General features: G+C 74.2%; 1 protein-coding gene. It reads right to left on the bottom strand.

All coding sequences use genetic code 11. The features are described from left to right. A partial coding sequence (locus IE249_RS38465) for a glycosyltransferase family 2 protein (RefSeq protein WP_373304441.1) occupies nt 1-712 on the bottom strand: 712 nt, incomplete at its 3' end. Nucleotides 713-890 lie beyond the last annotated feature (178 nt).

Here is an 890-nt window from a genome sequence, read left to right as displayed (position 1 = left end):
CGGGCCGTACGTGGTCGTGCTGGCCCTGGTCCTGTTCGCGGCGGTCCAGGCCGGTCCAGCGGCGGCCGGAGTTGGCGATGCTGACGCCCACTTCGAGCAGCTGCCGCCGGTCGTACCAGCCGCGGAGCTTGGGGCCGACGACCGCCACGTCGTCGCGGCCCAGTTCGAGTTCGCCGTCGACGACGCGCAACAGCTCGGCCAGGGCGCCGGGTTCGGGTGCGCAGTCGTCGTGCAGCAGCCAGAGCCACTGGACGGGCTCCCCGTAGGGAAGGTCGGGCATGTCGTAGGCCTCGTCGCGCCAGGTGCGCGTGACGGGGTCCCAGCCGCTCGGGCGCTTGAGGTAGGGCAGGTCGTCGGGGGTGAGGAGCGGGGCGCTGCGGATGGCCTCCTCGACGGCCTGTCCGAAGCCGGTGCGCCGGGCGAGGTGCAGCACGCGGTCGGCGCCCAGGGCGTCGGTGACCAGCTGTGCGGAGTGGTCCGCGCTGCCGGTGTCGGCGGCCACGGCGTCCTGTACGGGGCGCTCCTGGCCGAGCAGGCCGGCCAGGGCGTCGGGCAGCCAGCGGGCGCCGTCGTGGGAGACGAGCACGGCGGTGACGACGTGGCGCGGGAACTCGGGCGGGCGGTTGGGGTCGAACTCCGCCGCGCGCGCGGGCTCGGACGGCGCTGCGGCAGCGCCGTCGTAGTGGGCTGCCGTACGGCTGTGCACGGACATCGAGATACGGCCCCGGTTCGGTGTGGACTGCGGTGGACGCCTGTGCCCCGTGGGGGCAGCGGGGCGTCTCGGACGAGCGACCACACTATCGGCTGGCCAGCAAGGCGGCCCGTCGCCTGTGGACAACCCACGGGCAACGGGCCGTTCGTGAATTTTTCGTAGGGGGGATGCGCGCGCC

Origin of the sequence: Streptomyces anandii JCM 4720 (assembly GCF_014650655.1) — a bacterium.
In the GTDB taxonomy this organism is placed as follows: Bacteria; Actinomycetota; Actinomycetes; order Streptomycetales; family Streptomycetaceae; genus Streptomyces; species Streptomyces anandii.
The sequence above is the reverse complement of the archived record's forward strand: the minus strand, read 5'-3'. Positions and strand labels throughout refer to the sequence as shown.